Source organism: Maribacter flavus, from assembly GCF_008386635.1.
Taxonomy (GTDB): Bacteria; Bacteroidota; Bacteroidia; order Flavobacteriales; family Flavobacteriaceae; genus Maribacter; species Maribacter flavus.
Genome location: NZ_VUOE01000003.1, coordinates 16,724 through 42,814 on the forward strand (window position 1 = coordinate 16,724; position 26,091 = coordinate 42,814).

Annotated in this window: 23 protein-coding genes; 12 read left to right on the top strand and 11 right to left on the bottom strand. The window is 38.9% G+C overall.

Translation table 11 applies throughout. The features are described from left to right. The first annotated feature begins 4 nt into the window (after nucleotides 1–4). From F0361_RS16240 to F0361_RS16295, 12 genes are all read left to right on the top strand, one after another. Nucleotides 5–1,531: a type I restriction-modification system subunit M gene (locus tag F0361_RS16240; protein ID WP_154920356.1), complete on the top strand. Its 1,527-nt coding sequence runs from the start codon at nucleotides 5–7 to the stop codon at nucleotides 1,529–1,531. Further along, nucleotides 1,528–3,246 carry a Fic family protein gene (locus F0361_RS16245; RefSeq protein ID WP_154920358.1) on the top strand — a complete coding sequence of 573 codons (1,719 nt, stop codon included), beginning with the start codon at nucleotides 1,528–1,530 and terminating at the stop codon, nucleotides 3,244–3,246. The genes F0361_RS16240 and F0361_RS16245 overlap by 4 nt, the downstream gene beginning before the upstream one ends. Before the next feature lie 21 nt (nucleotides 3,247–3,267). Then, a complete protein-coding gene (locus F0361_RS16250; protein ID WP_154920360.1) occupies nucleotides 3,268–4,545 on the top strand; it encodes a phospholipase D family protein in 1,278 nt (425 codons plus the stop codon). Beyond that, nucleotides 4,545–5,816, top strand: coding sequence for a restriction endonuclease subunit S (locus F0361_RS16255; protein WP_154920362.1), 1,272 nt, complete (start codon nucleotides 4,545–4,547; stop codon nucleotides 5,814–5,816). The genes F0361_RS16250 and F0361_RS16255 overlap by 1 nt, the downstream gene beginning before the upstream one ends. Nucleotides 5,817–5,822: 6 nt before the next feature. Beyond that, nucleotides 5,823–6,656 (top strand): DUF2971 domain-containing protein, encoded by an 834-nt coding sequence (locus F0361_RS16260; RefSeq protein WP_154920364.1) that lies wholly within the window; start codon nucleotides 5,823–5,825, stop codon nucleotides 6,654–6,656. A 5-nt stretch (nucleotides 6,657–6,661) separates the two neighbouring features. Then, complete coding sequence (locus F0361_RS16265) at nucleotides 6,662–7,393, top strand: adenylate/guanylate cyclase domain-containing protein (protein ID WP_154920366.1); 732 nt, start codon at nucleotides 6,662–6,664, stop codon at nucleotides 7,391–7,393. Next, on the top strand, nucleotides 7,393–8,409 hold the full coding sequence (locus F0361_RS16270; RefSeq protein WP_154920368.1) for an adenylate/guanylate cyclase domain-containing protein: 1,017 nt from the start codon (nucleotides 7,393–7,395) through the stop codon (nucleotides 8,407–8,409). Before F0361_RS16265 ends, F0361_RS16270 begins: the two co-directional genes overlap by 1 nt. Nucleotides 8,410–8,412: 3 nt before the next feature. Further along, nucleotides 8,413–8,931, top strand: a complete 519-nt coding sequence (locus F0361_RS16275) for a Pycsar system effector family protein (protein ID WP_154920370.1) — start codon at nucleotides 8,413–8,415, stop codon at nucleotides 8,929–8,931. After that, nucleotides 8,931–12,140: a type I restriction endonuclease subunit R gene (locus F0361_RS16280; protein ID WP_154920372.1), complete on the top strand. Its 3,210-nt coding sequence runs from the start codon at nucleotides 8,931–8,933 to the stop codon at nucleotides 12,138–12,140. Before F0361_RS16275 ends, F0361_RS16280 begins: the two co-directional genes overlap by 1 nt. After that, on the top strand, nucleotides 12,140–12,838 hold the full coding sequence (locus tag F0361_RS16285; protein WP_154920374.1) for a M48 family metallopeptidase: 699 nt from the start codon (nucleotides 12,140–12,142) through the stop codon (nucleotides 12,836–12,838). The genes F0361_RS16280 and F0361_RS16285 overlap by 1 nt, the downstream gene beginning before the upstream one ends. Nucleotides 12,839–12,956: 118 nt before the next feature. After that, the gene (locus tag F0361_RS16290) at nucleotides 12,957–13,754 is read left to right on the top strand and encodes a DUF5655 domain-containing protein (RefSeq protein ID WP_317131745.1); all 798 of its coding nucleotides are present in this window, start codon (nucleotides 12,957–12,959) and stop codon (nucleotides 13,752–13,754) included. A gap of 448 nt (nucleotides 13,755–14,202) precedes the next feature. Beyond that, nucleotides 14,203–14,604, top strand: a complete 402-nt coding sequence (locus F0361_RS16295; RefSeq protein WP_154920376.1) for a hypothetical protein — start codon at nucleotides 14,203–14,205, stop codon at nucleotides 14,602–14,604. Here F0361_RS16295 and F0361_RS16300 read toward each other — a convergent pair whose 3' ends face one another. The 11 genes from F0361_RS16300 to F0361_RS16350 are packed head-to-tail and all read right to left on the bottom strand — an operon-like array spanning nucleotide 14,605 to nucleotide 25,847. Then, nucleotides 14,605–17,643, bottom strand: coding sequence for a TraQ conjugal transfer family protein (locus F0361_RS16300; protein ID WP_154920378.1), 3,039 nt, complete (start codon nucleotides 17,641–17,643; stop codon nucleotides 14,605–14,607). Between the two features lie 10 nt (nucleotides 17,644–17,653). Next, nucleotides 17,654–18,193: a conjugal transfer protein TraO gene (locus tag F0361_RS16305; protein WP_154920380.1), complete on the bottom strand. Its 540-nt coding sequence runs from the start codon at nucleotides 18,191–18,193 to the stop codon at nucleotides 17,654–17,656. After that, nucleotides 18,193–19,128: a DUF4138 domain-containing protein gene (locus F0361_RS16310; protein WP_154920382.1), complete on the bottom strand. Its 936-nt coding sequence runs from the start codon at nucleotides 19,126–19,128 to the stop codon at nucleotides 18,193–18,195. The genes F0361_RS16305 and F0361_RS16310 overlap by 1 nt, the downstream gene beginning before the upstream one ends. A 3-nt stretch (nucleotides 19,129–19,131) precedes the next feature. Further along, nucleotides 19,132–20,148: a conjugative transposon protein TraM gene (gene traM / locus F0361_RS16315; protein ID WP_154920384.1), complete on the bottom strand. Its 1,017-nt coding sequence runs from the start codon at nucleotides 20,146–20,148 to the stop codon at nucleotides 19,132–19,134. A gap of 2 nt (nucleotides 20,149–20,150) precedes the next feature. After that, nucleotides 20,151–20,768 carry a hypothetical protein gene (locus F0361_RS16320; RefSeq protein ID WP_154920386.1) on the bottom strand — a complete coding sequence of 206 codons (618 nt, stop codon included), beginning with the start codon at nucleotides 20,766–20,768 and terminating at the stop codon, nucleotides 20,151–20,153. A 47-nt stretch (nucleotides 20,769–20,815) separates the two neighbouring features. Next, nucleotides 20,816–21,742: a hypothetical protein gene (locus F0361_RS16325; RefSeq protein WP_154920388.1), complete on the bottom strand. Its 927-nt coding sequence runs from the start codon at nucleotides 21,740–21,742 to the stop codon at nucleotides 20,816–20,818. Next, nucleotides 21,729–22,349: a hypothetical protein gene (locus F0361_RS16330; protein WP_154920390.1), complete on the bottom strand. Its 621-nt coding sequence runs from the start codon at nucleotides 22,347–22,349 to the stop codon at nucleotides 21,729–21,731. The genes F0361_RS16325 and F0361_RS16330 overlap by 14 nt, the downstream gene beginning before the upstream one ends. A gap of 4 nt (nucleotides 22,350–22,353) precedes the next feature. Then, entirely contained in the window at nucleotides 22,354–24,891 is a 2,538-nt protein-coding gene (locus F0361_RS16335) for a TraG family conjugative transposon ATPase (RefSeq protein WP_154920392.1), read from the bottom strand. Then, the gene (locus F0361_RS16340; protein ID WP_154920394.1) at nucleotides 24,876–25,199 is read right to left on the bottom strand and encodes a DUF4133 domain-containing protein; all 324 of its coding nucleotides are present in this window, start codon (nucleotides 25,197–25,199) and stop codon (nucleotides 24,876–24,878) included. Before F0361_RS16340 ends, F0361_RS16335 begins: the two co-directional genes overlap by 16 nt. Before the next feature lie 11 nt (nucleotides 25,200–25,210). After that, the gene (locus tag F0361_RS16345) at nucleotides 25,211–25,546 is read right to left on the bottom strand and encodes a TrbC/VirB2 family protein (protein WP_154920396.1); all 336 of its coding nucleotides are present in this window, start codon (nucleotides 25,544–25,546) and stop codon (nucleotides 25,211–25,213) included. Beyond that, nucleotides 25,503–25,847: a hypothetical protein gene (locus tag F0361_RS16350; RefSeq protein ID WP_154920397.1), complete on the bottom strand. Its 345-nt coding sequence runs from the start codon at nucleotides 25,845–25,847 to the stop codon at nucleotides 25,503–25,505. The genes F0361_RS16345 and F0361_RS16350 overlap by 44 nt, the downstream gene beginning before the upstream one ends. Between the last annotated feature and the right edge of the window lie 244 nt (nucleotides 25,848–26,091).

Consider the following 26,091-nt stretch of genomic DNA (forward strand, 5'->3'; position numbering starts at 1 on the left):
AATCATGAAAAGTAAAGTAAAAACAAAAGATATCAATTCTGTAGTTTGGAACGCTTGTGACACATTTAGGGGTGTAATCGATCCAAGTCAATACAAAGATTACATTTTGGTTATGCTGTTCCTTAAATATGTTTCAGATGTTTATTCTGAAAAGCATGAAGATTACCTAAAAAAATACAATGGAGATAAGGAGCGGGCGGATAGAGCTATGCAGCTCGAACGTTTTGTGGTGCCCTCCAATAGTCATTTTAATTTTCTCTACGATAGTCGAAACGAGGACAATATTGGTGAATTAATTGATATCGGTTTGGCGGATTTGGAGGAATCCAATAGGGAAAAATTGACCAGTGCGGATGGAGCAGGAATTTTTAGAAACATAAGTTTCAATAGCAGCAATCTGGGCGATAAAAAGGAAAAGAATGCACGTCTTAAAAACCTTCTTCAGGACTTCGTTAAGCTAGACTTAACCCCATCGCACCTTGAAGGAAAAGATATTATTGGCGATGCCTATGAATTTCTGATTGCAAATTTTGCCAGTGATGCAGGAAAAAAGGCGGGTGAATTTTACACGCCGGCCGGTGTTTCAACGCTTTTGGCCGAATTGACCAAATCAAAATCTGGAGCTCGTATTTATGACCCAACTTGTGGTTCCGCCTCATTGCTTATCAAAGCGGCTCAAGAGGCAGAGGACAACAATTTTTCATTGTACGGGCAAGAGGCTAATGGCAGCACATGGGCCCTTGCTGTAATGAATATGTTCCTGCACGGCTTCGATAATGCTTCCATTCGATGGGGGGACACTCTTCGTAACCCAAAACACATTGAAGGGGATGCACTTATGAAATTTGATACGGTAGTTGCCAACCCTCCTTTTTCTTTAGATAAATGGGGCCAAGATGAATTGGAAGATGATAAGTTCAGTCGGTTCTCAAGAGGTTTGCCGCCAAAAAGTAAAGGGGATTGGGCTTTTATTTCCCACATGATTGAAAGCGCCTATGAAGGAACCGGAAAAGTAGGCGTGGTAGTTCCTCATGGAGTACTATTTCGTGGAAGTGCCGAAGGGCGCATTCGGAAGAAGGTAATTGAAGATAATTTATTGGATGCCGTTATAGGTCTGCCTGCCAATCTATTTTTTGGTACCGGCATTCCTGCGGCAATCCTCATTTTCAATAAGGGAAAACAAAATCGAAAGGAAACACTGTTCATTGATGCCAGTGACCATTATGTAAGTGGTAAAAACCAAAATGAATTATTGCCTGAACATATAGAACGTATAGTTCTTACCTATGAGGACTTTAAGGCGGATAAGTTGAGTCCTGGAATCATCGAGGAAAAATATAGCTATGTGGCTACTTATAAAGAGTTGCAAGAGAATGAGTTTAACCTCAATATCCCTAGGTATGTCGACACCTTTGAGGAAGAAGCGGAAATTGATATTACTGCTGTACAGCAGGAAATAGATACTTTGGAAAAAGAGTTGGCCAAAGTTCAGGAAGAAATGAGGGGTTATTTAAAAAAATTGGAACTATGAGCAATTTTCACAATTGGGTGATTGACAACGAACAGGTCATCAAGCAAAATATTATTTCAGTGGTGGAGAAGCAATCCATTATGGTTTCCTTTATGGGTTACTATCTGGAGGACAATGATAAATCCTATTCCATGGAACCCCGACCTGTGTATGATACAATTCCTGAATATCTTGAGGACAATCCCAACCATGGTACGATTACTCATATTAGATATTTTTTCGCCCTCAAAAAAGGGGATGAAACGCATACTATGACCGCCCATATTTACGACAGGGATAAGACGGGATTCCTTTTTTCCATTGAGGAATTAGCTGTTGAGGGAACTATTATGGACCTGGCCAAAACAAAGGGATTTGAAATTATTAAACCAATGCTGATGAAAAAATTTACTCCTTATTTGGATAGTATCGAGAACCTTCACAAAAAGATAATTGATCACGGCAAAATAGGTGACGATACGCTCAATAAGATAAATTATAAACTCCGGTTGGACTGGAATTACTACAGCAACAGAATGGAAGGTGGGACCTTGACCAAACCGGAGACTAGGCAAGTAATGCTTGGAGTGAGCGTGGGAGCAAAACCTTTGAACGATGTTAAGGAAATGAGCGGCCATGATAAAGCGGTTCAGGAAATTCTGCACGTTGCTCAAGGGAGTTTACGTATTGCGGAAAGTAGGATTAAGAACATGCACAAACTCATCATGAGTGAAGATGATGAGAAAAAAGAGGCACTGATAGGTGTTTGGAAGGAGGAAAATAATGAGGTCATTAATCATAAGGGCGAAAAGCAGGTTTTTCTTTCCTATGAAGAAGTACCACTGAGGATTCATGAATTGATCGATAAAACCAATGCTGAATTGGATGCCCACTTTAATTCAAAAAAGCAATCTAGGCATCCTTTGTATATCGCAGCGGACTTTCATTTAAAGTACCTGTATATTCATCCTTTCTATGATGGCAATGGGCGCACAGCCCGATTATTGACCAATTTGATCCTGATCAGCTGCGGATATCCGCCAATCATAATTACCGATAGAACTAAAGAGGTCTATTACAGGTTGATTTCTGAAGTTCAATCCTATGGTGCGGATAAAGAACTTTTTTACGCCTTTATGGGAGAACGATTGCAGGAAACGCAGCGATTAATTTTGGATGCCTTAGATGGTAAAGATATCAGTGAAGATGATGATTTTGATAAGGAAATAGCTTTGTTGAAAAATGAATTGAACACTAAGGAAGATGAAGTAATTATAGGATATGACGATTTAAATTTAGTTGATTTCTTAGAGGACAACGCCCTTCCCTTATTGTTGAATTTATGTGAAAAAGGCAAAAAGTTGGAAGAATTATTTAAAAAAAATCAGATATCAATTCACATAGGTCAAAAATGGGAGACTACCACTTTTAATAATGCGCATGCCCTTTTTAATAAACTTCTCCATCAAATTGAACCTAAAAACACCTATGATTTCAAAATTGATATTAGCCTTGTAGATTTTATAAAAAACGGTATAAATTCTTTTAATGTCGTTTGGAAATGTACCCTTGACTTTGGCCGTGTTGGGTATACAATAAAATTTGATTACGAGGGTGACAGTATGAAATGGGTCAAGTTATACCATAAAAATATAAGTGCTGAGGAGCATAAGGAAATAGTCGATTCTTTTGGGAATCACTGTTTAACCGAAATTAGAAGAAGGGTTAAAAATTAAAATCAATACTATCGGGTAAATATGCAAAAAGTACTTCGTCTTAAATCAGAATTTGAACGAATCGTCCGAAGGGCAGATGAGATACTCGTGGCTTCAGCTATGTTGACATTGGACGGGTTAAACTATTTTGAAAGACGCAAGCCGGAATGCATTTTCAATATTTTGGTCGGTATAGACCTACCAACACAGCCCAAGGCCCTTCAAAAATTGTTGGACAATGGGATTGATGCCAAGATATACAACATCAAAGGGCAATTTTTTCATCCAAAAGTTTACTTGTTCAGAATTGGAGAACAATGGACAGGTTTTGTCGGATCTGGAAATTGTACCAAGGGAGGAATCGAATCTAATTTGGAAATGACCCTCAAAACAGAAGACCAAGATACACTTATAGAATTAGCCGAATGGTTTGATTTGTATTTCGAAAAACACGGTACGCCACTTACCCAAGAATTTATTGATGAATACGTAGTACATTATAGTGCTCGAAAGGAGCTGGAAGAGGAATTGGCTGCCAAAGTCTCAAAATTTAAAAATGAAACGGGTGTTTCTAAAGGAAGAAGGAAGCTGTCTGACTACGTCTTTACGGATCAATTTTTTCAGTTTGAACATTACAACGCTTTTACGGGAAGCAAGCCTATCTTGGACACCCCTGAGGCAAGGCAGGAACGATTTAAGGTACAGGAAAAATTACTCGACCTTCACGAAAAATTGTATCCTGAAATTCAAAAACGGGGTTGGAAAGTTTACGAGCATCACATGCCGCAGCACATTACCTCTTCTTATTGGCACAATGAGCGTGCATCTAAAGAATTGACAGCCCTTTGGCTTCATTATGGGCGAAGTGAAGAAGAGCTGGATGCGTACCAAAAAGCCTATGGGGATAACATGACCTCCTTATTTCATATGCGATTGGAAGTCTTGGTGTTCAAGAGTCATCTTTGGATAGAACTTCGCGTGGGTAAACGAGATGGTAGTCATCCTGACCGGGGCTATATTAGAGAACAGCTTAAATCGAATGAAGTTTTTACCTCTGAATATTTCAGGTTGCTTCAAGAATTGGATCCACCATTCACGCTCACCATTGCGAACGAAGAAGTACCGGTACATGATTTTGAAGATAAAGAGGACTTAAAACAATTTACCCTACAGGACAATCCAGGTAAGTATTATTTCAGGATTGGTAGGGAATACCAGCCCGATGACAAGGCCATATCCAACCAACACATTGTGGGTACTATCATGAACGATTTTGAAAAGCTGTACCCTATTTACCAACTATTTAAACATAGCCTTTAATGCAAAAAGCGAATATCATAAATAGTAACGAAGTTGTGGGCGAAAGACCTGGCTATAAACATACCAAGTTGGGTTGGATTCCGGAAGAATGGAAAGTTATTTCACTAAAAGAATTGGCAGTGATTAAAAGAGGTCGTTTTAGTCCAAGACCTAGAAATGACCCAAAATTTTATGGGGGAGATTACCCATTCGTTCAAACAGGTGATGTTTCTAATTCCAGTAATTATGTAAGAAGTCACAGCCAAACATTGAATGAGGAGGGATTAAAGGTGTCTTGTCTATTCGAAAAAGGTACTATACTGATGACGATTGCCGCAAACATTGGACATACCGGAATCCTAGCATATGATATGGCATGTCCGGATAGCTTAATCGGGATAGTTTGTGGCAAGTCAGTTGATAATCAGTTTCTAAACTATCAATTTAATTATAATCAAAAAAGAATTGAATACTTAGCGCCGGCCGGAGCGCAAAAAAATATCAATATTGAATTTTTAGCTCCATTTAAAATTGTTACTCCACCAATAGAGGAACAAAAATCCATTGCCCAATGCCTTTTAACATGGGACACCGCAATCACTAAACTTAACAAACTTATCAAAACCAAGCAAAAACGTAAAAAAGGCTTGATGCAGCAATTGCTTACAGGTGAAAAACGGCTACCTGGCTTTAATGGGGAGTGGAAAGAGGTAAGTCTGTCAAACATAGCAAAACGAGTTACCAGAAAAAATACAGAGCTAAATGATAATGTTGTTACCATATCTGCACAAAAAGGATTTATAAAACAAGAAGATTTCTTCAATAAGAGAGTAGCAAGTAGCACCCTTTTGAACTACACTTTGGTGAACAGAGGTGAATACTGTTATAACAAGAGTTATTCGAATGGTTATCCAATGGGAGCTTTTAAGCGATTGGATGATTTTGATAAGGCGGTAGTTACAACCCTGTACATCTGTTTTAGACTAAAAGAGAATGTATATTCTAATTTTATGAATCAATTTTTTGAGGCCGGAAGAATGATACAAGGGTTGATGCGAATAGCCCAAGAAGGTGGTAGGGCACATGGACTACTCAATATTGGCCTTTCAGACTTTTTTGGATTGAAATTACAAATACCGTCACATAAGGAGCAGACAGCTATTGCACAAATCTTAAATGCAGCGGATAAAGAAATTCAATTGCTTCAAGAGCAACTGAAACAGCTTGAACTACAGAAAAAGGGTATGATGCAGCAACTTTTGACAGGTAAAAGGAGGTTAATTAATAATTAGAGTACTATGGGCTTATTAGGCAAGAAATGGAACACGTATCATACCAAGGGCATTAGAAAGAAGTATGTTTTTAGGTATATGGATGAAGCAAAGGTCACAAGCTTTTTGGAGTTAAAAGCACTTTATATGCCAGCGATGTACCGTTTCGATGATAAGCTTGAAGGAATATCCACCTACGATATAACGGAGGTAAGAACGGGCTATGATATTTGTTTTGTGGATAATGAGAAAGAAATTAATCCAAAAATGCTGGCAGATTGGAGAGATTTAAAAACAAAATCAAAAAAGAAGCTGAGTGACATAGGACATAAACTGAAACTAACGCAGTCTGCACACTATGTAAGCTGCTGGTTTAACTCGGACAGAGAATCAGATGGGATGTGGAGATTCTATGCAAGGGAAAATGGATTTGCAGTCAAAATAGATAGGAAAGTGTTTCAGCGAACCATCAAGGATTCGGTTGAATCGAATATTAACAACAAGGAACAAAGAGTCGTTGTTGGAAGGATAAAATATCAGGATTATCCAAGGGTAATTGAAAATGAACAGGACAATACTGTTCTCTATTTGGCTTTCAGAAAGGATGAATCTTTTGCTCATGAAAATGAATATAGAGTGGTTGTAATAGACACCACCAACACCGAAGACAAGCAAGGGAATTTATTATACAAACTGGAAAATTTCGACGATTTACCCATTTCAATAATTATACATCCCGCAATGAATGAAGGTTTGTTTCGAAAATACAAGAAACAGTTTGAATCCTTTGGTAATAACATCACTGTTAGAAAATCTGAACTAGAGCCCTTTTATCAGTTTTACGACAGGTTAAAAGATTAAGTACTATGGCAAATTTAAGAATGATTCAAAGGTTGAACGAGGCTTATGGCAAACAAAGTGTGATTCGAAATTTAGATTTAGACTCAAGGTCTTTAAATGAATCGTTTTCTAGTGCACTTTCAAGGAAATTTAGAAATCTAGGACAGGGAAATCTTTATACACATCATTTCCAAAATAGGATGCCCGCGGATCTAGCCTTTTTATTTATTGATATTTGTAGTTTCTCTACCCGTTTTTCCCATTTAGATGGAAATGGTATTGCAAATATTCTAGATCAGTATTATCAGATTGTAATTCCCATTATATATAAATACAATGGCGAAATTGACAAAATCATAGGGGACGGCATTATTTGTGTTTTCGGACCTCCTTTCTATGAGGGTAATGCAAATCAATGTATAAAGCAAGCTGATTTATGTGCCAAAGAAATTATATCGAAAACCAATTCCACAATTTTTTATTCAAAGGTCGCATTGCATTTCGGTACAATTGTTTACTACAATAATACTTCAGTACATTATGAGGAATATACTGTTGTAGGCAAGCCCGTAACAGAACTTTTTAGGCTTGAAGGCGTTAGTGTTGATAAAAGGGTGAATTATTATTCAGGAGTTTCTAAAATTGATTATTACAATATTGGATTGTATGAATTCGGATGGCAAGTATTAGGTCCTTTTAGTACAGGAAGTTTGAAAGGGGTAAGCTACACTGCTTTTAAAACAAAACATAAGATATAATGGCTCTAGAAGATACTTTGGCACTAATCGATGAGGAAGTCAAAACGATGGTTGACTCCAATTTTGCTGTTAACCTATCATATACTGAGTTGGTTCCAAGTATTGATGATTCAGGGTTGACTTTTCCAAGCGTTTCCAATAATAAGATTGACACCTTAGAATTAATAACTTGTGTTTTATTCATCGACGTTCGAAAATCCACTGAAATTTCATCAAGCCATCACAATAAAACCCTGGTGAAATTATATAGCGCTTTTGTAAGATCCATGGTACAGGCAGCAAATTATCATGGTGGTAAAGTCCGTAACATCATTGGAGACAGGGTGATGGTTGTTTTTGATAGCAAGGATTGTATCAAAAATGCTGTAAACACCGCAATATTACTAAACTCTGTTTCCAAGTATATCATCAACAAACACTTTCGACATAATGAGATTCAATGTGGGATTGGAATTGATTATGGCAAAATGCAAGTTGTCAAAACAGGCTCCAAAAAACGAGGAGAAGAAAATCGTGAGTACAAAGCCCTTGTTTGGCTTGGTAATACAGCCAATATAGCGTCTAAATTAACCGATGTAGCAAATAAAAAAATTGAGTACACGGAATATGTAATTGAGTATATGGACAATTGGCATTTTCTTTCTGGACTAATGAATCCTGATAGTTCAAAATTATCTCCTTTTCTGGGAGCATTGACTCCACTGCCAAGTGAACCAACAAAAAGAAAAGTTTCCTTGTCAGAAAAGGAATTTTTAAGAAGAATTAGTGACTCTACACTCGGAGTAGGATTTGACCTTCTTGGAGAGATAAAGTCCTTTAAAAAAAACCACAAAAGTATCAAGACCAAATCCATTCTTATTACAGAAGAAGTCTATAAGCTTTTGTCTAAAAATTATCCTGAGATGCAATGCGTAAAAGAGGGCCATTGGAAAGTACAAAGTCATATTGACAAATCATTTTATTCTGGAGTTGTTTACGGTGCGGACACATTCTATATAGCGGCACAAAAATTATGAGGTATGGAAGAAAAACTGGAACTTATTTTTAAGAATGTTAACGATTGGTTGAAGTTTGCGGAAACAAAAAATGCTATGCTTCTTGGGTTTAATGGCGTAGTATTTTTTGGTATTCTCAAATTGTTTATTTGGCAAAGTTTCCCTGATGTTCTCTCCTTAAAAATTTATTTAGTTTCAGCAATGATAATGCTTTCTGTAAGTTCACTAGGAGCGTTATTATCGTTTGTACCTAATTTGAAAATATTAAGACCTTCATTCGACTTTAAAAAGGAAAATGACAATTTTCTATACTTTGATGTTCTTCGTTGTAAAACGGCAAATGATATTATCAATAGATATAGAAATGAAAATGAGAAAATAGAAGACTATCATAAGCATTTAGCGGAGCAAATCATAACTAATGCAACGATTACAAAAAGGAAATATGATTATTTTACTTTAGCTCTTTGGTTGAGTATCTCTTCATTTCTCACACCAATATTGGGTGCTGTTTTTTTTATCTATAACTACACAAAGCAATAATGGAAACACCATCCTTCAAAGAAGACCATATTTCGCAAATCCCAGCATTGCAACTGCTTATTAAGATGGGGTATACCTATATAAATCAGCAAGAAGCCAATGAAGCTCGAGGTAACAAACTGTCCAATGTATTACTGGAGGATATACTGCGAAAGCAGTTGCACAAAATAAATTCAGTTAAATTGTCTTCGACAAAAGAAGTGCCCTTTAGCGATGGCAATATTGAAAACGCCATTATTGCCTTACGGGACGTACCCTTGGTTGATGGCTATTTGACCACCTCCCAAAAAATATATGAATTGCTCACTTTAGGGAAATCCCTAGAGCAAATCGTGGATGGCGACCGTAAAAGTTTTGACATACATTACATAGATTGGAAAAACCCAAAGAATAATGTTTTCCATGTTACCGAGGAATTTAATGTACTCCGTAGTGGACGCAAAGATCATTATCGCCCAGACATCGTCCTGTTTGTTAATGGTATTCCACTAGCTGTTATTGAATGTAAACGCCCGGATTTAAAGGAACCTTTAGAGCAGGCTATTTCACAGCAATTGCGAAATCAGCAAGATGATGGCATTAGAAGTTTGTATGCGATTGCACAATTACTGCTGGTGTTAACGGTGAATGAAGGTAGCTATGCTACTACGGGTACGGAACCCAAATTTTGGGCCAAATGGAAGGAAAGCTTCCGTTCAAAAAAAGAAGAAGCTACCTTTAATGAAGAACTATTTCGGCTTAAAAATCAAGCATTGCCCAAAGAAATAAAAGGGCAAATGTTCGTAGAACGTTTTAAATATGTAAAGGCCCATTTTGAACAACTTGAAGGGGAAGAAATACAACCAACGCCCCAGGATGCATATTTATACAACCTCTGTAGGCCCAAGAGACTGTTGGAGCTGGCCTTTGATTTTATATTATTTGATAACGGCATCAAAAAGGTAGCACGTTACCAACAGTATTTTGCTATTAAAAAGGCTATGGAGCAATTAACCAAACTCAATAACGGCAAACGTCAAGGAGGGGTTGTTTGGCATACACAGGGTAGTGGAAAATCATTGACCATGGTACTATTGGCACAGGCTATAGCCTTGGAACCAACTATTAAGAATCCTAAAATTATTCTTGTAACTGATAGAACGGATTTGGATAGGCAGATAACTGGGACATTTCAAAAATGTGGTTACGATGATGTAGAAAATGCGAAGACAGGAAGTCAGTTAGTAGAGCTTTTGGAAAATAAAAATGATGCAGTTGTAACTACCATCATCAATAAATTTGAAACCGCCGTAAAACGAATCAACACACCTTTGGAAAGCCCCAATATTTTCGTATTGGTTGATGAGGGCCATCGTACGCAGCACGGTACTTTCAATATTGAAATGCAGAAAACATTGCCCAATGCATGTTTTATCGCATTTACTGGTACACCTTTGTTTAAAAAGGACAAGAATACATTATCCAAGTTTGGAACTATTATCGATAGCTATACCGTAGACCAAGCGGTTAAGGACCAAACAGTAGTGCCTCTGCTCTATGAAGGTAGACATGCACTCCAAGATGTAAACGCAGCCGCTTTGGATAATTACTTCAATATGATTTCCGAGCCTTTGTCCCCATATGAAAGGGCAGATTTGAAAAAGAAATTTAGTAAGGCAGACCAACTAAATATCGCGGAACAAAAGATTTATGCCATTTGCTGGGATATTACCAAGCACTACCAAAAGAATTTTCAAGGAACTGGTTTCAAAGGTCAGGTAGTTTGTCAAAGCAAGGCGGCCGCAGTTAAGTACAAGAATTTTTTGGATAGTATAGGGTTGGTGACTTCTGAACTGGTCATTTCACCTCCCGATGAACGGGAAGGGGAAGATTCCGCCTTTGGCCAAACCCCGGATTCTGTAAAACAATTCTGGCACCGCATGATGGATGAACATGGCTCTGCAAATAAGTACCAACAGAATATTGTGAACCGTTTTAAGAATGATAATCAACCGGAATTGATAATAGTGGTGGACAAGCTTCTTACAGGTTTCGATGCCCCAAATAATACGGTCTTATATTTAACAAGGAAACTTTTGGGGCATACCCTGTTACAGGCAATCGCCAGGGTAAATCGTGTCTACCCTGATAAAGATTATGGTTATGTAATAGATTATTATGGTGTGCTCCAAGAATTGGATAGTGCCATTAAAACGTATTCTACGTTCGAGGATTTTGATGAATTACAATTACAGGGAACTATAACAAACATTGCCAGTGAGGTAAAACGCTTGCCCCAGGTTCATTCAGATTTATGGCAGTTGTTCAACTCCATAGAAAATAAAAAGGATGCGGAGGCATATCAACAATTATTGAGGGATGAGGCAATAAGGACAAAATTTTACAATAGGTTGTCCAGTTACGCCAGAATTCTAAAATTAGCATTGTCTTCTATTGAGTTTCATAAATCTACCCCGGATAAACAACTTAATAGATATAAAGATGATTTAGCATTTTTCGTAAAGCTCAGAAATTCCGTAATATCAAGATATTCGGACAAAATTGACTACAAGAAATATGAAGGTCAAATTCAAAAATTAATCGACACGCATATACCTACGGAAGGAGTGGTCAAGTTAACGGATTTGGTGAACATCTTTGATAAAGAGGCCTTTGAACAGGAAGTAGAAAAAGTAGTTGGAAAGGCTGCCAAAGCTGATATGATTGCATCGCGTACTTCAAAGCATATCAGTGAAAAGATGGATGAAGATCCAGCTTTCTATAAAAGATTTTCACAGTTGATCAAGGAAGCCATAGATGACTATTTACAAAAGCGAATAAACGAAGCCGAATACCTCAAAAAGATGGAAGAAATTATGGAAGCTGTGCTGAACAAAACAGATTCGGAACTACCTGATTCCTTAAAAGAAAAGGAGGTAGCTCGGGCATTTTATGGTATTTCTTTGGAGGAATTTGAATCAAAAATTAAAGATAAGGCACAATTGGCTATGGTTTCAGAAGCACTAGCCTTAAAATGTGATGAAATAATAAAAGATTTGAAAAAAGTGGATTGGTCAAAAAGTATTGATATTCCTAAGAAAATGATTTTTTTAATTGGTGATTATATCATTGACGAAGTCCGGGACAAATATGAATTGAAATTAAGCTTTAAAGAAATTGACAAGATTGCAGAAAGGATGGTAGATGTTGCTAAAATTCGCTATAAATAATGAGACAAGTTTTACAGTTTGGTTCAGAAGAAATCGAGTATCAATTAACCTTTGTTGCTCGAAAAACCTTAGGAATTACGGTTCAACCAAATAGGCATGTTTTGGTCAAGGCCCCTTTAGGTAGTTCGATGAATAAAATCCAATCGAAAATCAGAAAAAAAGCCCCTTGGATTCTAAAGCAAAAAGACCATTTTTTATCCTTTGAGCCAAGAACACCGGAAAGACGTTACGTTTCGGGTGAAACTCATTTATATCTTGGAAGGCAGTTTCAACTTAAAATTATTACTGACACTACAGTAGAAAAAGTTAAGTATACCGGGCGTTTTATTGAAGTAAACACAAGAGATAGATCAAAAGTAGAACAATTACTTTTGGATTGGTATCACCACAAAGCTGAGAATTGGTTCGAAAAACTAGCCACTCCTTTAATCGATAGATTTAAAAAGTACAATGTTGTTCCCAAAAGAATTGAAATTAAACCAATGAAATACAGATGGGGGTCATGTTCTACTCATGGAAGAATCCTTCTGAACCCTGAATTAATTAAGGCTCCTAAAGCGTGTATTGAATACGTGATTATTCACGAACTATGCCATCTGGTCCATAGAGACCATACCATGGCTTTCTTTGATTTACAAACTAAAGAGATGCCCGATTGGGAAAAGTGGAGAAACAAACTTGAAAATACTTTGGCTTAAACTGACCAAAATGAATTTATACAATACTAAAGAGAAACGGCTTAAAAGCCTAAAAGAAAAGCCCTATAAACTATAAAAGGAGATTCAATCCCTCTTTGAAGATAACCTAGAAATAATAATGGGATTGCAACTTGTAAAATCTGAATTTTCTATTAAAGGTAAACGGATAGATACTTTGGCTTACGATATTCAATCCAAAGCCTTCGTAATAATTGAGTATAAGCGAAGTAAAAACATTAGTGTCGTTGACCAAGGGTTCACCTATTTAAGTTTAATGTTGGAAAACAAGGCTGATTTCATTGTAGAGTACAACGAAACCCAAAAACGCACACTAAAACGTTCTAACATTGATTGGAGCCAAACAAGAGTAGTTTTTTTTTCTACGGGTTTTACAGAAAACCAAAAGATAGCTACCAATTTTAAAGATATTGCAATCGAGCTCTGGGAAGTAAAAAGATATGAGAATGATTTAGTAAGTATTAATCAAGTCAAAAAGAGCAAGTCAGCAGAAAGTATTAAACCACTTTCATCCAGAAATAATCAATTAGAAGCAGTAACAAGAGAAATCAAGGTTTACACAGAAGATGACCACCTTCAGGACAAATCAGACACTATTGTGGAGCTTTATGAAACTTACAGAGATGCGATTGTAAATCTTACCAATGATGTTGAAATTGTTCCAAAGAAGTTATACGTAGCTTTTAATAAGGATAATAGAAATATAGCTTACCTACATTTGCAGAAGAAAAACATTAAGCTGTGGATTAATGCAAAATGGGGAGAAGTAAAAGACTCGATGGGGATATCCAAGAATGTCGCAAACAAAGGACATTATGGCTATGGCGACTATGAGATAGATTTAAAAGATGATTCTCAACTTGATTATGTTTTGAGTTTGATAAAGCAAGCTATTTAAATGCTCGTTGTTTTCAAACTAAGACTAATTAAATCTATCGCTCGACCCTGCTACTAATATTGTAGGTTAGTGAGATAAAAAAGGAGCTTCGAATTACTTTTTCCGTAACATTGCTCATATCAAAATCAGTCTTCTATTTTAAAATAAACTAAATTAATTGAGAACGATTGAAGATCAAAATAGTCTATTATTGGAGTATCTACACTTGTTCAAGATTTAGCCAGTACTATGGGTTAAATTATTAAAAAATGTAATGTTCAAATTAGAATCCTGATTACTCATACTTTTATTGAACTACAATGCAATGAATAGATTTTTTTTGAGTTTAATTAACTAACAGCAAGGGTTTTAATTTATTTTTCACATGAGTTATAAATTTCATTTTTTTTTGATTGTGGCATTTGTTCTTAGTTTGCTATCCTGTAATAAAAACGATGAAATTAAAGGAGTGGATAGAGCCAAAGCCCTATTAGGTCAATGGAAATATGCTGCTATTACAACTGATAGGGCCGTAGATATAAATGGAGATGGAATTGTAAATATCGACTTGTATAATACACAAGAAATGCAACAATGCCTTAAAGATAATATCACTTCATTTTCAGAAAGAGGAGAGAACCAGAAGGGTTCTTATTCATTAAACGAAAATAGCCTTCCTTGTTCTGAAGATTCAGAGTTCACCAACGTTGAACAGGACAACTATGAACTTATAAATGATAATTCCATTATTCGATTTGATAACCGCAATGAAATGCGCATTGTTGAAATGACAAAAGAAAGGTTTGTTGTAGATACCGATGATGTTTTGGGAGGTAAATCGGTCATCGTTACCATTACCTATGTGAAATAGTTATACTCTCATTATAAGTCCAGTTGCTGTTTCACTCCATTGACCGTTTGTATCCATTACTCTTACTTCATATTCTTGATCCAAATACTTTAGCCTTCCTTCACTAGGTTCTTCCTCTAGCTTAAAATAGCGGTTGGAACCATCACCCCTTGCATCGTCATAATTGTATAGAAAAGTATCCCATCGCCTGTCCTGACGGTTGTAAATTCGTATCTCCACTTGTTGTAAAGAAGCTCCTTGATAGGCCTCCGAGCAATTGGTTTCAAAACAGGTGAACAACAATACTTCGTAATCACAGCCGTTCAAACCACCACAATTGATGTTCCTTTTTTCACCCTTGGCAGCTACCTTGGGTTTTTTAAGGACCGTTACGGATTCACTCACCTGTCTGCTTATTCCCGTGGAATTCTCTACAGTAAAGTCAATATCAAAGGATTCTTCGGTCACGGGCATAAAGTCCATGCGCGTGGATCCATAGTCCAAGGGTATGGGTTCCCCTTCCCGATAAATTTGGTTATTGTATGTCATATACCCCGCATAGCTATCCGGGAAAGTAAAGCGCAATGTATACGTAACCTCTGGTTGATGCCCCTGGGGGGCACTGACTACAAAGGAAAATGGGAAAGGGGTGTCCTTATAAATGTTCACTGCAGGTTCGCTCACCGTCAAATCGAATTCCTCCTCATAGTCCGTGAAATCGATATTTATAGATCCTGTTTTTTGAACCCCTGAAGAGGATTGTACCGTAAATTGGATAGCATGGTTCGCTTCGGAAATTCCTGTATATCTGGCTTGAAATGTGCCGGTTGGAACAGGAATACGTTCTCCTGCAGAATAAACATTTCCGTCGTATTCAAATTGGCCCGTTTGCGAACCGTTGGAGAAATAGAGTTCATAGGTGTCACCACCTATTCCCAACTCATTGAGGGAAAAGTTGATGGCTACCGATTCTCCTGTATAGGCTTCCAAAGGATTTGCATTGACCGTAAAATTATAGTCCTTGGGAGATACCTCTATCGGAATAGCAACTGTTTTTTCCAGACCGGTATCATTGGCTACAATAAAGTTCAAACCAATATTACCTGGGCTAGTAGCCTCCAAAACCCAAGTAAAGTTGGTATTTGTGATGTCATAAATGGTTCCTGCGTTTAAAGTATTCCCATTTTCATCCCGGAGAAGGGCATTTCCTGAAATAGTATAGCGAATGGTGAATGTGGAATTACCTAAGGGTTCCGATATATTAAAGTTTATATCCGTGAGTTCCCCTACGGACAGCTCGTCCCTTTGGGCATTTCCGGAGAAGAAAAAATCCAATTGGTCAAAGGTAAGGGTGGTCTGAACAGTTTTGGTCACCCCGGCATCAGAAGCAATACTGAAGGTAATTCCATGTGGACCCGTTTCCTTTCCCGAATATTGCAAGGTATTTTGATTGGGGTTCAGACTAAAACGTTGGCCAGGGAGATATGATGTTCCATTGAGTATTAAATTTCCACTACGTGTTGAGGTGAAATATCCCTCATAATTGATACCTATATCCTCGGGAATTTCATTGATGTCCAAGAGTAAGTCTATCGAGGAATTTACAAAAGTAGTAGTCTGGGCCGGGGTCAAGGCCACTTCGAAATCATAGGCTTTGGCTTCTAAATCGATTACGACGGGACCTACTTCCTGACCATAATTATCGGTAACCATAAAGGCAAGGGTATGGGATCCCACACTGCTGGGAGCATATACTAAAGCGAATGCACCCAAATCTATAGGGTAGGAGGTAGCGGTATTTAAGGAGGTACCCGAATTGTCGGTAAGCATGCCATCGCCCTCTTCTAAAATATAGGAGATAGTGTAGTCTATATTTTCCGTGTTCCCGTTGGATTTCAGTTCGAAATTCAGCAAAGTGGGTTCACCCATATAAATGGCATTACTTTCTGCATCGCCTTGAAAGCTAAAGGGAATATTGGCCACTTCCAATTGGACACTATCTCGTTTTGTTTGCCCGTTGGAATCCCGGACGTCAAAATAAAGTGTGCGTTTTCCCAGGGTATTGCTGGTGAAGGTATAATTGTACGATGCAGGGTCTATGGGCTCATAACCTCCCGGGGTCAGTACCCCTCCATTCTGGTTCCTCACGGTACCCGCGCCTTCACTGTCAGCCGAAAAGGAATGGGTGATTTCATAGGTAACATTGGAATCCTCATCTTCATTGGCTAAATGAATGCGAATTCCCAAATTGGAATCTAACTCTATTTGAGAGGCCGATGCTGTAACATTCAAACTAAAATCCAATTGTCGTACCTCCAATTCCAGTGTTTTTGATACCGTGGCACCGTCCGGGGCCGTTGCAGTCATGATTATCGTGTGATTACCCAAAGTGGTAGGTTCATATGCCAAGGCGTGGGTGCCTTTCTCAAAAGTGAAGGTCTTTCCTGGTTCGTATACAACATTGCCATGGTAGAGGGTGCCCGAACCATTTTCAATGGTATAGGCGATTTCAAAACCAACCTCGCTCTTTGTGCTTTGGCCGCCAAGCTCGCGTATGAGTGAAAGACTTATAGGATTTTTGGAATTTATAATGTTTTCGTTGCTGCCCTTGGTTAGGATGAACGTAAAGGGGGCATATTCAATTTCATATCGAATGCCCATTTCATGTACCCTTTTATTGGAATCCCACACCTTAAAACCAATATCGTGAGTACCCGTCTCCAATGGCATATATTCATAATCCCAAGCCAGTTTGTCAATACTTAAGGTGTCCAAGGAAGATAAGGTATCACCTACTGCGTTTAAATAATATCCCTTCCCTTTTTGATGTCGAAAAGTAGTAAAGTAGGAAACATCTAATATTTCCTTTTCGGGTGTCAATAGGAAAGAAGTCTTTCTAGGCTCAAAAACAAAACCCTTTTCTGAATGTACCACCTCCAAGGTAAAGTCGAAGTCGTCCAAGATCAATTCATCAAAATCCTTGCTACAGGCATAGGCAAGGAATAAAATTGAAAGTAATAGAAGTATAAACAGCAGTATGGATTGGTTGGATTTTTTCATAAGCTTTCATTTAAAACAGAAAATAACGGATCCCGATGCCGACATACGGGTATAAGCTTCCGACATCGCTATTGATATGATAATATTCGTTGGCTTTAAGCAATAGGGAGATCGAGTCGCCCAAGGTGTACTCTCCTTCTATTCCCACATATAGTCCATAAAGGAACTGGCTTTTTGCATCTATAAGGGCCCCGTTATCCAAAACGGTACTGCCATTATTGATGACCTCATAACCAAAGACCCCACCCCCACCAACATAAAGGCCATACCGCTTAAAAGTTCGCTGCTCCAATACCTTTAGAAAATAACCCGGCTGAACGGTAAAAAGTCGATAGGGAATATTGTATTCGCCTTGGTCCTCGGCAATGGCACCAAAAATGCTCAGTTGGGCATATTGATTCCGGTTGGTGTGGTGATTATACGTCGCCATGAAGCCAATCCCATCCTCCGCATAACCTCCACTAATTCCAATGGAAGAGGCGTATCGGTTTCCTTGGCTGTAGGTAAAAAGGCCAGTTAAAAGAAGTAAATAAAGGGTGTAGTTTTTCATCACTTAAAGGCTACAGGGTTATTGATCAGTTCATGTCCGATAGAAAGGGAAAGGTTGCGGGATCCAGAGGCCTCGTCCAATTCGACGAGCATGGTTTTCCGCTTGTCCAAAGCAAACTTTTCAAAGACTGCGATGAAATGATTTTCACTTTTACCGGAAACAGTTTGCGGTAGCTTATACACATATATTGGTTCCACCTCCCGACGTTGGTTGCTAGGGCTACGGTCATATTCCGTAGCTATATGGAACTTGATGAAGTTGACGTCCAGATCCAGACCTTCGTCATTTACAATCCGAAACTGGAAATACAAGGTTTCATCCTGATAAAAGATGCCCTTTAGCCATAGATACACTTGGTCGGCCCTGGAAAAATACCGATGGATTCGGGCCTTTTCGAACTGTAGTTTTGCGCAATTCCCTTCCAAGCTCCTTTGTTCTGAATCTATAGGAATTTCTGATGCTACCCGAATAATTGGGTTTTGTATAGTTGGGTCGTTAACCGTTTTGGAATACCCATTAGTAGATGGATTCGATGTTTTAAGATATTTATCCATATGTGCCGAAGCCATTTCAGGAGTGATATACCAACTCAACTGTTTGGGCTTTTCGGTAAACCTTAACATGAAATCATAAACCAATCCTGACTCCGTAATAACATGCAAATTGGTATAGGGTATTTCCTCCATAACCAAATCATCATAGAATAGCTTCAAAATTCTTGTATGGAAGCGATTGGCCTCGCTTTGGGGAACATTGGCCACGAAACCTATTTCATTACCCACAATGCTTTCTACAATGGTCTCCGGAAAACTGAGTATGGTCTTATATCCTCTGGAAACCTCTATGGTGTCCAAGGATTTTTTTGTAGGGTTTTGGCCATTGATTATAAAGGTTACATGGGCCATCACAATGCATAGAAGTATAAGTTTGGTCATAGGCTAGTCTTTGTTTACTAAATACAATTGGTCACCATGGACCAACAGAATTTTATCTTGTTCCCTGTATTTCCTTTTTTGGAAGAATTGCCCAAAGGAACTTATCAGTCTTGAGGCCAATGGGCTATTGATGCTGGCTCCGGCCAATCGGGAAACTTCGTCGATTCCCTGTTTTTCCAAATCGGTTTTAAACTCCTGTAAAAGCTCCCCGGCTCTTTCGTTGTGCAATCCCTCTATACCATCTAAAGGGTCTATGGCCATCAGGTTTACCGGAACGGAAGCGATGTGTGAAACTTCCAGAACAACCCGGTTTCCTTGCAGGTTGCTATTTGCATATACGAAAGTGTTTTTGGGGAATGTATGTCCCCTCCAATGAACGGATTCATTTAATAAGAGGGTGACCCGAGATCCAGGAAGTATGAATTGGTCTTTGTAAATGCTTACGTTCCAGTGAAGTCCCTTATTGATGGCTACGGTGTCCGTAAAGGTTCGGGGCGCCGAGTAGTCCTGACTTTGGGATAAGCGTTCTTCCCGGCCACGCATCAGCATTTGACGATAGGCCAGTTTTTCTGAAACCTCGGATTTTTTTGCTTCGTAGGGTGACATTTCCGAAGTGCCATTTTTAGTATCCTCCAATAGGGTATCATTGGTTTCATCTTCCAAATCCATGGAGAAATTGTCCAATTCCTGGAGTAATTCCTGCAAGGAATCCACCTCCTGCGGAGCCCCAACAATATTTTTTAGAACATTGTCTTTCCTAAGTGCCTTCAAAGAATCCATTTGTGTTTTTTTGAAAAGTGATTGCGGATCCTTCACCTCAAGTTCGTTCTCTTGATTGGGCAAAAAATTATTATAGCCTTTATTTTCCGTATCAGAGGGCGACACTTCGCGCATGGAACTTAAGCTGTTCGTGATAAAGAATAATAGAAGTAGAATTCCGATAGGAAGGGATAAGGCAAACTTTTGATGCTTGTTGATCCATGTATTGAACTCCGTAATAAGAGTGGTAATTTTCTCCATGGTTATAGGTCTTGATTATCCATTACATGGAATTGGATGATTTTAAGTCCGTTCAGGTTATTGGGTGAGGATTTGGTTTCCTCCAGATAACCCTGGGTAATCAGGTTGCGATATTCCGTTCTCCCGTTTTTTAATATGCGTTGCTTTCCCGTAAATCGGAAGGCGAAAGGATACTTGGCATAATCAATTTGAATGGAATCCATTTCCACTTCAATGGAATATCCACTTTTGGCTACGTCCTCATAATAGTTTTGGTCCACCAAGCGATTGTACATCCGCTGTATGGAATGATCGCCCATGTAAAGAGCCTGCCCCTCTATATTTCTCTTTATATACCTCATATCTGCTTCTAAACCAAAAAACAGTTGATGGAAGTTCCGTATATGGCCCTCGCAAAGTATATCAACCGCTCTTTGGTAACTTCGAATGCGGACTGCGGCCAATTTTTGACCATTGTCCAACAAATAGAAATTATTCTTAGCACTTTCGTTTGTCAGGTAGGTTAGGTAGCCATTGAGGAGGGTGGCGACAAACGTGAGTATTAAAGATAGGTATAGAACGCGATTGCTCTGACTTCTTATTTTGCTTAAATCGTTGAAAATCATGTATTTCTCGGTCATGTGATTTTTCATTTTCGGTCAACTTCAGATTTCATCGGTCAACGGTTTTACTGGATCATCGTTCGAATGCCCTTGCTAAGTCCTCCCGACTTGGTATCCGCGGCAGCCTGTACGGCCTTTTTGGTATAATGTTTCGTCCTGTCTTTAAAATGATTGGCACTAACTTGCATACCCTGCACAATGAAATTCGAAAGGGTAGGTGCCTTCAGATACACAAAAACGTTCATGATCAATAACAGGGCTGTGGTAAGGACCATTCCCAAATTGGGTTTGTCCTGATATAACAAGACCTCTATCAATCGGTCCATGAGCTGCAATAAAAAGTGGTCTATGAGATACAATATGGGTATCCAAAGACAAACGCTCATGAATTTTTGTAACCAGGCCTTCCACATTCCAGAGAAGGCAGGAATAAAGGACAGACCGATATTAAGAGGACCAAAGGCAATGAGCACAAACAGATAAACAATGGAAAGGGCCTTTATACCCACGAAGACTATGACAGAAATTACCGAGGATATGGAGGTCGCCCCAAAGGTCATTGCCCCCATCGCCAAAGACTCTAATGCCTCCGCATCCAAATTCAATAGACTCCAATTGCCATCGGTGTCTTCCATGGCCTTGATTTGGGCCCCCATAATCTTATAATGAAGAATGTCCCAGGATAGGTCGTTGCTCTGAAAGGCTCGGCCCAAGCCTTCATAAAATTCAAAAATGGTCCAAACCATGATTTTATAATTTAACAGCAAAAGGGCCAGGGGAACCCATTTTAAATAACTTAAAAGGTCCGCCCTACGTTGCGGAATCATAAATAAACCTATGGCCGTGATGACGATACCTATGCTTGCAAACTGTTGACCGATGCCTAGAATATGATTGGCAGCCTCAAAGGCATCCAGTACATATTGGTCGAATAATTGGTTTACGGTCGCTCTAATTCCTTGTTCAGCCATAATTCCGTTATTGTGGTTCATTGAGTTGGATTATACTCCGCTTGCTTTTTCGCAAGGCATTTCTCTGGGCTAAACGGTCCCCATATTCCTGAAGTTTTTTTAGCAACACTTCCAAATCGGCATTAATATTCCTAATCTTATTTAATCGTTCGCCAGGAGGTAAAAGGGAAGGGGTGGTCAATGTATGCTGACCTTGGGTAAATAGGTTTTTTGTCGTCAAGATTACCTCGGTCACAAAGCGTAAAAATTCCTGTTTCTCCTTAGATGTTAGATAATCGTACTGTTGTACGGTCTGCCGTAGAATCCGATAGGTGTCCATTATTTGCGACTTCAAATTCAAATTCTGGCTTACATCGGAAGATTGCAGCACATAGCTGGGGGTCTTTTTCTTTGCTTCCAACTCTTCTTGAAGGATATCCTTGGAATTGGTGGTGATACGATTGTTCTTTTCCATCAATTGGATAAGGCGCAACAGGTTTTTGTTCATGGCCTTCAATTGAATATTGTTCTGAATGAGTTGGCTATTTACCAGTCCCAAACTACCATTGGTTGCCGCGTCCGTGACGGGTATTTGGGATAGAAGGGGATACTGTAAAATGAGCATCATGAGCAGTAGTGAATTTTTCATGTGTTTATTTTTTTGTTTTGTGAAAGGCATAGGCCTTTGCCGTTAACGGCCAATGTTCTTGATGTTCTTTATGTAATTGTTTGATGGTCTCACAATCATTGGGATTGGTTTCGTAGATACAGCGTTCCTCCAAAGAGGTTTCGACCCCGTACACCTTGACCCTATCCATCCAACAAATGGCCACTTCCCGAAAGGAGCGGTCTTCGGGAGTATCTTTGTTCAATGAGAGGATCAGTTGCTTTTGTTTTTCTCCTAGACCCAATAGGGATTGGATACGGTCGAAAGACGCACTAAAATCACGCATGTCCAAAAACACCTTTATATGGGAATTGACAACTATGGCATCCCGGATAATTTCCGAGGCTACGAAGTCGTCCACCTTTTGGGAAATGAAAATGGGTTGTCCGCCCAACTTTCGGGCCATCCTGGACTGCGCATTGAAATAATGGGCAAGTTCGGGGCGTTCCAAAGCTTTCCAAGCTTCGTCTACGGCCAATATTTTATTAATGGTCAGTTTCCCCGGATCTTGCATCTTTTTATTGAAAAGGTCCATAATCATCAAAGCCGTGATAGGAAATAACAAGGCATTGTCTATCAAGCGTCCCATTTTAAAATAGACCAGTTTCTTGGCGCTTAACCCAGCCAATCTTTCATCTGCCTGATTCAATAGTTTTCCGCGGACCCCAGTACTGTGGTATTTTTGAAGTAGAAAAAGAAAGACATGTGGATCAAATACCTCTTGGGAAATACTATGGGTACGTATCAGGGAGAAGAGCGAGGTTTTGGCAAATTCGAAAAAGCTGTCGAATTTGAAATTCCTTGTCTCTGATTGCCATTGTGTATCATAATATGACGTGATTAAATGCTCCAATAAAGTGCTTTTTACTTCGCTTTCCTTAGGCATTCTATCTTCATTGGTAATCAGTTGCAGAAGTGTAACCAAAAACAATAGCTTGCCCTCTGTTAGTCTTTTCTTTCCAAGATCAGAAACTTGAACATCATGGGAATCCAGTAGAAATGGATTAAATGTAAAAGGCGCATTATCCCGATGTTCTAGAATTACTCCGTTGAACACTTCGGTCAGTTTATCATAGGAATGGCCATCCTCCATAAGTATGGCTTCCCCACCCTTACGCAGTTCCGAGGCGATATAATGATTGGTCCAATAGGACTTTCCGCCACCGGATCCCGAAGCGACCAGCATGCCACGGTTGAATATCCAATGCTTTTTTTCAGGCTCACGATACATACTTACATATAATGGGCGACCGGTGATACGATCGACCAACCGAAATTTCTCTTCAAAACGTGTAGACTCCTTGGGCCCTCCTTCAAAGTACAAGAGGGATGCGGCCATATCACTCGCCATGGGTAGAAATAGCTCTGTTGGCAATCCGATGGAATGACCGGGCACCCCTCCAAAGAATAGATTTTTTCGATCTAGGGTGTTGTACTTGGCTTGAATACGCAGTCTTTTAAAAGCGGTCGTTATACTATTGGATATACGATTCGTATTTTCTTGTCCATTGGAAATCCCCATGACGTTTAAATGATAATAGACGGCTTGTTTATGATTTTCCAGTAAGTCCCCTATGAAGCTTTGGACTTGCCCAGCATATATTTGATTGGCATCCGTAGTTTTTCCAGAGCTGAATTTCTGGAAGCGTTTTATTTTTTTTCGGAATTGTGTGAGTACCTTTTCCTGATCTGGAATATAAATGTATTGATTGACGATATGTTCGCAGGGAATCTTAAAGCCCAATGAAAAGAGGTTCCCAATCGGAAAAGGGTTCTTGTCCGTGGTATACCCCCCATAATACTCGAAGGGTGTAATATGGTCCTTGGTAAATTGTTCAAGATTTTCAAGGGTAAAAAATTGGGCCGATCTCGTGCCGACTCGGATGTCGTTTCCACGAAAGTCTACATCCCCTAAGTTGCCGGATCTATCCAATAAGCGATAGTAACGGGCATAAAGCCCTTGGATGTCAAAGAGGTCATCATACCCTAACCGATGCACTTCTATCAGGCCCGTTTCCTTAATAAGTTTGATTACTTGATTCACTTGTGTTTTGAAAGATTCGATATATACCGAGTCCATAAACTCCTCAGGAACGGAATGGGTCAAAAAGAATTCCCGGTTTTTACTCATATGGCTATTCACCCGATTGGAATTGAGTCGTATATAATTTTTGGGCACTTTGCTGAGGTATAAATAGTGGGTGGCCTCCAAAAAGGGACGATCCTCAAAATAGTGTTCATTGGCCCGTTCCAAAAAGTCCCCTTGCAAATGCCCAGGTATAGTCCGATAGTATTCTTGGGTAAAGTAATCCTGGCGGTGTAGCATGGAATGGGGTCCTAAAACGTGAATGATGTTGTAGAACAATTCTTGAAGTCTTACGAAGTCTTTCTTATTCAAGGTGTATGCCTCCGGAAGAACCAACTGCAATGGTATGGTCATACATCCTTTTTCCTTGGAAATCAAGGTTCCTTTTTCATATCCATAGATGGGAAAAGCATCCCATAGGTCTAGACGTTTTTCCATATGGGAAGATTTTTGAACGGTGTATGCTGTTTAATTCCAGCTGGGAGTTTTCTGTCAGCTACTTTTTTAATAAATCCATAAGCTCCATAGGTACGTGAATATGCCAATAGAGTAAGAAACAGAGCGAAAAGAAAGATGGCGATAATGGCCATCGACCAAAGCATGGGGAGAAAGGCAGATAATAATAAGCCACCTAGGACTATGCCAATACCAAGGTAGAGTCCATAATAAATATACTTGGCTTTTAGGCCCAAATAGAATACCTCTTTCTGCAATCCCTTATGGATTGGATAATATACTTCCTCCATGACATAGGGTTTTACAAGGCAGCTATTTCCTCTCCGACGGCAATAAGGGCCAAAAAGATGGCAATACCAATCACAGTTCGTCCTAACCTGGTGGTAAGGTCGCTCTGTTGGTCTTTCATGTAGGCATAGGTAAGTCCACTAATCACTACGGCTACCCCAGCAATCATTTTGATAATGCCAATGATATGATTGGAAAGTGTTCGGGTATGTTGTTGGAATTCCTGCGTTTCTGAAATGAGCTCTTCAAATTGCCCATAAAAGGACGAATGGGAGAAAAGAAGGATTGAAAGGAGTAATAGTAACTTAGGTTTGGGGGTCGTCGGAAGGGTCGGACGAGGAATCGTCACGAACGATTTTGAGTTTTTCATTTTTTTTGAGTGTTAAGGAATATGATGCTTCTTCGGATGATTCCTTATTAAAGGCATCCAAGAGTTTGGAATGGTCTTCCACTTCCTTAACTTGGTTGAGTATTGCCTCTAAATCGGTGTTTTTATTATCCGAATTATTTACAAATATATTATTTATTTGCAAATTATCTGAAATTTTTGAATATTTTTTTGCCCTCTTTCTATCTTTTCTTAGAATCCAGATGACATAGCTATAATAGATAACCACCAATAATGAAATAATACCCCAGAAGATTTTCAATGACGATGTTTTTTGTAAGTATTTATTTTCTAACGTTTTAAATAATAAAATCTTATAATTGATGATAAATGTTCATGGTTATGTAAGTAGTCGGAATGAAATAATTAACATTCTTATAAATGGGCAGGAGAAGTACCCCGTAGCACTCCTTCAATCCCATGCTGCTTGAACTATGCAGTATGGAATTATCATATCCATATACATAATGTAGTTTTTTGTAGTAGGGCAGTATTATTCAAAACAC

Coding starts and splice junctions, on each gene's coding strand:
- F0361_RS16240 (WP_154920356.1), top strand. CDS start 5: ATGAAAAGTAAAGTAAAAACAAAAGATATCAATTCTGTAGTTTGGAAC.
- F0361_RS16250 (WP_154920360.1), top strand. CDS start 3,268: ATGCAAAAAGTACTTCGTCTTAAATCAGAATTTGAACGAATCGTCCGA.
- F0361_RS16320 (WP_154920386.1), bottom strand. CDS start 20,768: ATGACCGAGAAATACATGATTTTCAACGATTTAAGCAAAATAAGAAGT.
- F0361_RS16245 (WP_154920358.1), top strand. CDS start 1,528: ATGAGCAATTTTCACAATTGGGTGATTGACAACGAACAGGTCATCAAG.
- F0361_RS16300 (WP_154920378.1), bottom strand. CDS start 17,643: ATGAAAAAATCCAACCAATCCATACTGCTGTTTATACTTCTATTACTT.
- F0361_RS16290 (WP_317131745.1), top strand. CDS start 12,957: ATGGGATTGCAACTTGTAAAATCTGAATTTTCTATTAAAGGTAAACGG.
- F0361_RS16340 (WP_154920394.1), bottom strand. CDS start 25,199: ATGGAGGAAGTATATTATCCAATCCATAAGGGATTGCAGAAAGAGGTA.
- F0361_RS16310 (WP_154920382.1), bottom strand. CDS start 19,128: ATGACCAAACTTATACTTCTATGCATTGTGATGGCCCATGTAACCTTT.
- F0361_RS16330 (WP_154920390.1), bottom strand. CDS start 22,349: ATGAAAAATTCACTACTGCTCATGATGCTCATTTTACAGTATCCCCTT.
- F0361_RS16285 (WP_154920374.1), top strand. CDS start 12,140: ATGAGACAAGTTTTACAGTTTGGTTCAGAAGAAATCGAGTATCAATTA.
- F0361_RS16275 (WP_154920370.1), top strand. CDS start 8,413: ATGGAAGAAAAACTGGAACTTATTTTTAAGAATGTTAACGATTGGTTG.
- F0361_RS16305 (WP_154920380.1), bottom strand. CDS start 18,193: ATGAAAAACTACACCCTTTATTTACTTCTTTTAACTGGCCTTTTTACC.
- F0361_RS16255 (WP_154920362.1), top strand. CDS start 4,545: ATGCAAAAAGCGAATATCATAAATAGTAACGAAGTTGTGGGCGAAAGA.
- F0361_RS16265 (WP_154920366.1), top strand. CDS start 6,662: ATGGCAAATTTAAGAATGATTCAAAGGTTGAACGAGGCTTATGGCAAA.
- traM (WP_154920384.1), bottom strand. CDS start 20,148: ATGGAGAAAATTACCACTCTTATTACGGAGTTCAATACATGGATCAAC.
- F0361_RS16270 (WP_154920368.1), top strand. CDS start 7,393: ATGGCTCTAGAAGATACTTTGGCACTAATCGATGAGGAAGTCAAAACG.
- F0361_RS16335 (WP_154920392.1), bottom strand. CDS start 24,891: ATGGAAAAACGTCTAGACCTATGGGATGCTTTTCCCATCTATGGATAT.
- F0361_RS16260 (WP_154920364.1), top strand. CDS start 5,823: ATGGGCTTATTAGGCAAGAAATGGAACACGTATCATACCAAGGGCATT.
- F0361_RS16325 (WP_154920388.1), bottom strand. CDS start 21,742: ATGAACCACAATAACGGAATTATGGCTGAACAAGGAATTAGAGCGACC.
- F0361_RS16280 (WP_154920372.1), top strand. CDS start 8,931: ATGGAAACACCATCCTTCAAAGAAGACCATATTTCGCAAATCCCAGCA.